The organism is Chroococcidiopsis sp. CCALA 051 (genome assembly GCF_003015105.1).
Lineage (GTDB): Bacteria > Cyanobacteriota > Cyanobacteriia > Cyanobacteriales > Chroococcidiopsidaceae > Chroococcidiopsis > Chroococcidiopsis thermalis.
The window spans coordinates 22,381-28,567 of record NZ_PYCI01000088.1; the positions used below are offsets into that span (position 1 = coordinate 22,381).

Sequence of the window (6,187 nt, forward strand, 5' to 3'; positions counted from 1 at the left end):
TGAGCTTAGCGATTTGGCGTACCAGCTAGCCGAGCAAAAGCATTCTCGACATCTGGGGGTAATTGACGCATAATTTTACCCTTTTCGCGATCGACTGCTACTAATATGACTCTTGCCGTTACATACAATTCTTGACTGTCGGGAGATTGAATTTGATAATCCCAATTGATCCGCACGCCTTCCATATCCGCCATGCGAGTTCTAACTACAGCATCCATCCCCATTTTGATCGGACGGTGGTAGCGTACTGCAATTTCTACTACGGGTAAGTCGCAACCCAAAGCGACTAAGTCAGCAAAATTAATCCCAATCGATCGCAAGCATTCTACCCGCGCTTCTTCCATCCAGGCTATGTACGAACCATGCCAAGCGTTACCACCATAATCTGTGTGATGTGGCTGCGCTCGGACTGGATATTCAAACCAATCGGTAAAGGCTACATTAGGTAGGTTGGTTGGGGACTGTTCTGGTGCTTGACTCACTTATACTTCATCGGTAATAGGTCATAGGTAATGGGTAACAGGGATAGTTAATGGTTAATGGTTGATAGTTGATAGCAACTAACTACCAACAATCAACTACCAACTACCAATTACCAACTACCATCTGCCATCATACTTTAACAAATGTCCACTCCAAACTTTTCATCGGTGCGGTTTGTAATTGCTCTGTCAGTTCGGCATTACTACCAAATTGTAGTTGGGAAAGGTATGAGGCTTCTACGTTGACAGTAAACTCCTTATCTTCAAAGCACCAAGGAGTAACGGTAACTTTGCCATCCTGCAACTGAATAATATCGTAGCGATCGCCATCTGGTCCTTTCCCAATTTCTAATGCGCGTTCGTCTACTGGTAATTGACGATTACAGAGAATTAATGAAAGGCGATCGCACCACTGAAAAAAGGCATAAGCTTCTTCAGCATCTTTCTGACTAATTTTAAGTTCTTTTCTATATTGTTTTTGTAGCTCTAATTGTTCGTCAAGAAACTCATCGAGTTCCAATGACTCTCCCCGTTTTCCTTCATTCAAAAAACTAGTATGCATAGAAGTTAGCATTGTCACCCACCGTCCCCGATAGCGTGCGTTGGAAATGTGCTGTTTCAGCTTGGGTAGATGAGTACTAGTATCGAGAGTAAAGTCTAACGGCGCGCCAGCTGGGGTGAGATTGTTTTCTTCCCATTCTTTTTCTAAATCGTCGTGGTGGGAAATTGCAGCTATAGTTTCGTAAATCCGAGGTGGGAAATCCTTACGTCGCCAATGTCCGGCAATTTGTGCTGCAAGTAGCGCATGAGCGCGATGATAAATAACTTCCCAACCTGTTTCAGTTTGATTAGCAATCATATATCAGTTATCAGTTTCATTGAGCTGTATTTAATTTCCCTCAAGGCAGAGAGTAAAAAGTGAATGGTGGATAAACATCTAAGAGTTACACCATTTGGTTACTGGTCACTAGTCACTGTTCGCTGGTTTAATCCCCACCTAATTCGACAATCTTGCCAATATTAAAATCTATCCTGATCCAGCCTTTAAGCCTGCGGAGATTGTCTAACAGCAAGAGGGGAATTTGCCAATGGTGTACCATCAAAAACGGTAACGGATCGTCGATCGCGAAAATTGCATCCTTCCCACGCAAGATGTTTTTGAACCAGGTCTGCAATTGTGGAAAAGAGCGAATTCCAGTGAGCCGCCAGAGTTCGTGATAAGTCCAATAAGTAGGCTTGCTGGTCGATAAGGGTTGCAACGGGTACAACGTAGAGACGTTACATGTAACGTCTCTACAAAATGCATCGGCTACCCCTGGATGATTATAAAACATTGTAATTGCTGAGTGGGTGCGGGGGTTGCACTCGATCGCGTAAACGTTTCCATCCTCAGCTTGAATAAAGTCAAAAGAAGCTTGTCCGGTAATTCCTAATTCTTTGACAAAATGACGCACCCATGCAAGTATTTCTGGCTTGTCAACGTTTTCATAATTGACTTGAAAAGCCGAAGACTCGCAACAGCAGTGCATTCTTAATTCCCCATTGCGGACGGTACTGTGGGTGCAGTATTCCTGTCCTGGGATAAATTCTTGCATAATCCAGGGTTTTTCAGGACTAATTGGCAGACTATTGACAAAAGCTGCTGTTTCTGCTTGTGTAGCGCATGGAAGCTTAGTTAAGTTTAAGCGACGTACCGAGTCGTAGGGAATGCTTTTGAGGATATATGGACGTTCCGCATCGGAAAAGTCAAAGTTAATGACTTGTTCTGGATTGGTAATTTTGAAAGATTTGGGGACAGATAAACCGAGCGATCGCGCTTTCTCGGCAAACTCATACTTATCGTCTAACATCTGCGTTACCTCTGCATCGAAGTGAAACACCTCGCAGCAGCCAGATAAAACTGATTTAGCCACAGAGTCATAGTAGCTGGCGACGGGACTACAGACGGGAACGTAGACATCAATATTTTCTTGTTTGGCGATCGCCAGCAATGCTTGTGAATAGCCTTCCGGGTCTTTTTCCGGCGCGGGAACGGTATAAAAGCGATCGACGGCGTTAGAAAATCGATGTCCGGTCAACCAATATTTATGAGTTTCTACCAACACCACCCGATGTCCGACCATATGAAACGAACGGGCAAGTTGCAGGGCTTTGGTCATCTTCCCCCCCGTCAGCATGATGTTTTTGGGGTGAGATACAGGCAAGATGCCCCGGTCACGAAACGGCTTGCTGACGAGATTCCAGAATAACGCTGTCAAGACAACGATACAGTTGAAAGGAAAGGCGATCGCGAGTAGAAGTAGCGTTCCCAGATTTTGGAATACTGCAAATATCTGCATGGTAGGGGTAATAGATTGTGGTAAAAGCAAGGCATTGCCTTGCTTTTACCGATTTATATGCGCCGGATAATCGTCAAACCATCGCGTAGCGGTAGCAAAACCTGTTCCACGCGGGGGTCAGCAGCTACGATGCGGTTGAATTGGGCGATCGCTTCTCCGTTCGGGGTGCGCTGGTCGGGTGGCAGGTATGGTTGTCCTTGCAACAAGGTATTATCGACGCAGATAAATCCTCCAGAGGGTACTAAATCTGCATTTAGCAAGAGGTGAAAATAATCTACGTACTCCTTCTTGTCGGCATCGATAAATACTAAGTCAAACGACTCTTTACCATCTGCCAGTTTTTGCAATGTTTCCATAGCTGGAGCTACTTCTACAGAAATTTTGCGTCCGTGGGGAGATGCTTGAAAGCAGTCAATTGCAAAGTCTGCCACGTATCGATCCACTTCACAAGCTACCAAGCGTCCGTCCTCTGGTAAAGCCTCTGCCATTGCCAAAGCAGAGTAACCCGTAAACATCCCAACCTCCAAAATACTTTTGGCTTTGGTCATGTGGACGAACATTTTTAATGTTTGTCCTTCCAAATGTCCAGACAGCATTTCCTGTTCTAACTGGCGGACTGTCTCCTGGTCAGAAAATCGTTTTTCCCAAGGTTCAGCACAGGTTTTTTTTGCTAGTGCGGCGAGGGCAGCAGATTCTTCGGTAGAAACGGCTTCGATATATGGGTCGATGCCTGCGGCGAGTTGCCACACCTGCTGAATTTTGGCAGCTACCTCTAAAGAAATGTTTTGTTCTTTCGCTACTAACTCTAGGATTTGCTGCAACTGCTGCACCAGAATCCCCAAGGGCGTAACTGGTCTTGCCGTATTTTCTTTCTGAGGTGCGATCGTCATGGTCTATACGCTCCCTACGAGTTCGGGTTCTTGTACCATGTAAGCATCAACACCGTCGCCACCGCGAGGATAGGTCGCGCACAGCTGCTTGTGTTCGGCTAAAGCAGCATTCAATTCTTCCCGCGTCAGGTCGTTGACGAAGAAGCAAGTCCCGATCGGTTTGGGCATTGCGGCGCGTAGTTTGCCGTCTCTGGTTTGCATAATTGACTCAGTTGCCTGCCAGAGTAAATCGCCTTCTAGTAAAGGATGGTCGAGGGCTAAGCCGATCCGACTCATTAAACCAAGGATGCGATCGCGGTCTTGGGTAGAGATGTAGCCGCGTTTTGCTGCGAGAGTGGCTGAGAATGCCATGTCAATATTCACAGCGTGACCGTGGAAAATTGGTACGTTAGGGGCGAGTTCTAAAGTCGGACTCCAAGTGTGACCGTAGGCAATGACGCGATCGAGGTCGATTTCGTGCAGGTTCGGAGTTTCCAACTCGATCATCGTTTTGATCGATTCGTAATTGACTTTGTAGGCAATTTCCTCAAGTTCTGGTGTTGCATCCACATAACCGAAGTGAGTTTGCAGCAGTTGTTCGCCATACTTCTCTAGTAAATTGAAGACTTCAGCGTTAGCAACTACAGCAATTTTTACCAGTTCTGCCATACCGTTACGCACTTGGGCTGTAGGTAGGGTGCGCAAGAAAGAAAAGTCAAGGATGACCTGTTTAGGTGCGTGGTAAGCACCCAAGCGGTTTTTCAGTTTCTTATGGTTGACTGCAACTTTAATTGCTACCCCAGCATCGATCAGACCGATTAAGGTTGTCGGAACGCGGATGAAGTTAGAGTTACGACGATAAGCAGCACAGGCAAAACCAGCTACATCTGTGACTAATCCACCACCAACAACCAAAACTGGTTCTTTGCGGACTAAGCCGAACTCGGCAAATGCATCGATAATTGTCTCGAAGGTCGCGATCGTCTTATTCGGTTCGGTGATGGTGATAGGAAATACCGTCAGATCGATGTTGTAATGCTGAAAGTAAGCTTCAATTTGTTCGCCATACAATCGATAAACGTTGGCATCGATGACGGTTAAACAGCGTCCGTATTTTTGATATTGGTCGGCAATTTCACGGTTGCTAATGTCAAAAGCACCATTAATGCAGAGGAGGCTGAATTCAATCTTTTCGTAGCCTTCAACGTGAAAAGCTGTTTCAGTCGCCGTGAACTTTGCTTGTACTTCGCTCATGAATTTTACCTGTGTGAATTAGTCCAACAAAAATTAGCGACTTGCATGTAGCGCCGCAAGACCAAGTAGATGCAAAAGAAGATCGGCGAAAGCACATTGGATATAGTAGTAAATACTTACCCAATTTTTGACTTCACTTGTTTCTATTGCCTCTAACGACTCGCCACCGTGTTTGGAGATGCGATGACAGAAAGCCTAATAAGTTCGCGTTAATTAGGGTGGCGATCGCAAAGTTTGCGCTAAACGCTACACTACTCCTTCGGAGAAGCAAGCTACGTGAACGCTAACGCAATTTCTGCACGCCCTTTACTCTCAGCTACACATTCATAGCTGGCACTGCTCTTATTAGGTCAAAAAATACATTACTAAAAGCCAAATTAGTTATCTCCTAGTGTGTTCCCCGCTCTGAATCCAGAGGGCAGAAAAGGAGGAAAAAACTAACATCGGCAGATTTCTATTGCGCTTTGAGAGCCAAATGCCTCTTACAATACATTAGCAGCAAGTAAATATTATTTGCAATCCTTGACAAAAACAAACCTTTATAGAAAACAAAAATTTGTCGCAATTAAACATTGCTTAAACTGTCACTCGGAATCGCTTATCTTACTGCTATTACCTTATATTTTGCCGAATCTGCGATCGCGGTTGACAATCTACACAAAACACTGAAATCTCCGACCTTTGACAAGCCTAAATGCTTGGTTTTGAAGTAGTTTTACTAATGAGAATAGCGGCTATGGCTATCAAACTACCTCTTTGATCTCCAGGTTTCCATTTGAGATTGCAACCGTAATTAACTTTCTGCTCTGGATTTAGAGGAGATCGATTCAGTTCAACATTGGGCTTGTATTGCAAGTTTTGCTCCCTTATGGACTTTGCCACACTTAAGGCGATCGCAGCTATGCCAAGGCACTCGCGTGCTTGAGTCTATTTACGTTACATCACAAAAATAAACTGAAGCCGAAATTTCTGTCCTCAGTCCAAAGTAGGAGTTGTATTTACTGTCAAAAAATTGACGGCGATCGCCATAATCGTTCATACAACACTACCTGCGTATTCTATCAAATTCAGCAATTATTTACAATAGTTTACATGAAATTGAGAGGCGATCGCCAAATATTTTCCCCAAATTTTATTGACGAGTTTCAACACACAATTTATTACTTTTATAACTATAGATAGATGTAGTCAGTTGTCGGTTATTCAGTTATCAGTGGTGATGGGTAGTTGGTAGTTGTCCCCC

At 44.5% G+C, this 6,187-nt stretch carries 5 protein-coding genes; all 5 read right to left on the bottom strand.

Annotated features, from left to right (window positions below; all coding sequences use genetic code 11):
- Nucleotides 1-5: 5 nt before the first annotated feature.
- Nucleotides 6-482 carry a thioesterase family protein gene (locus C7Y66_RS19915; RefSeq protein WP_106546919.1) on the bottom strand — a complete coding sequence of 159 codons (477 nt, stop codon included), beginning with the start codon at nt 480-482 and terminating at the stop codon, nt 6-8.
- Between the two features lie 130 nt (nt 483-612).
- Nucleotides 613-1,341, bottom strand: a complete 729-nt coding sequence (locus C7Y66_RS19920) for a DUF3891 family protein (RefSeq protein WP_106546920.1) — start codon at nt 1,339-1,341, stop codon at nt 613-615.
- Nucleotides 1,342-1,468: 127 nt separating this feature from the next.
- Complete coding sequence (locus C7Y66_RS19925; RefSeq protein WP_106546921.1) at nt 1,469-2,821, bottom strand: ATP-grasp domain-containing protein; 1,353 nt, start codon at nt 2,819-2,821, stop codon at nt 1,469-1,471.
- A 53-nt stretch (nt 2,822-2,874) separates the two neighbouring features.
- Nucleotides 2,875-3,711, bottom strand: a complete 837-nt coding sequence (locus tag C7Y66_RS19930) for an O-methyltransferase (RefSeq protein ID WP_106546922.1) — start codon at nt 3,709-3,711, stop codon at nt 2,875-2,877.
- Nucleotides 3,712-3,714: 3 nt separating this feature from the next.
- Entirely contained in the window at nt 3,715-4,944 is a 1,230-nt protein-coding gene (locus tag C7Y66_RS19935) for a sedoheptulose 7-phosphate cyclase (RefSeq protein WP_106546923.1), read from the bottom strand.
- Between the last annotated feature and the right edge of the window lie 1,243 nt (nt 4,945-6,187).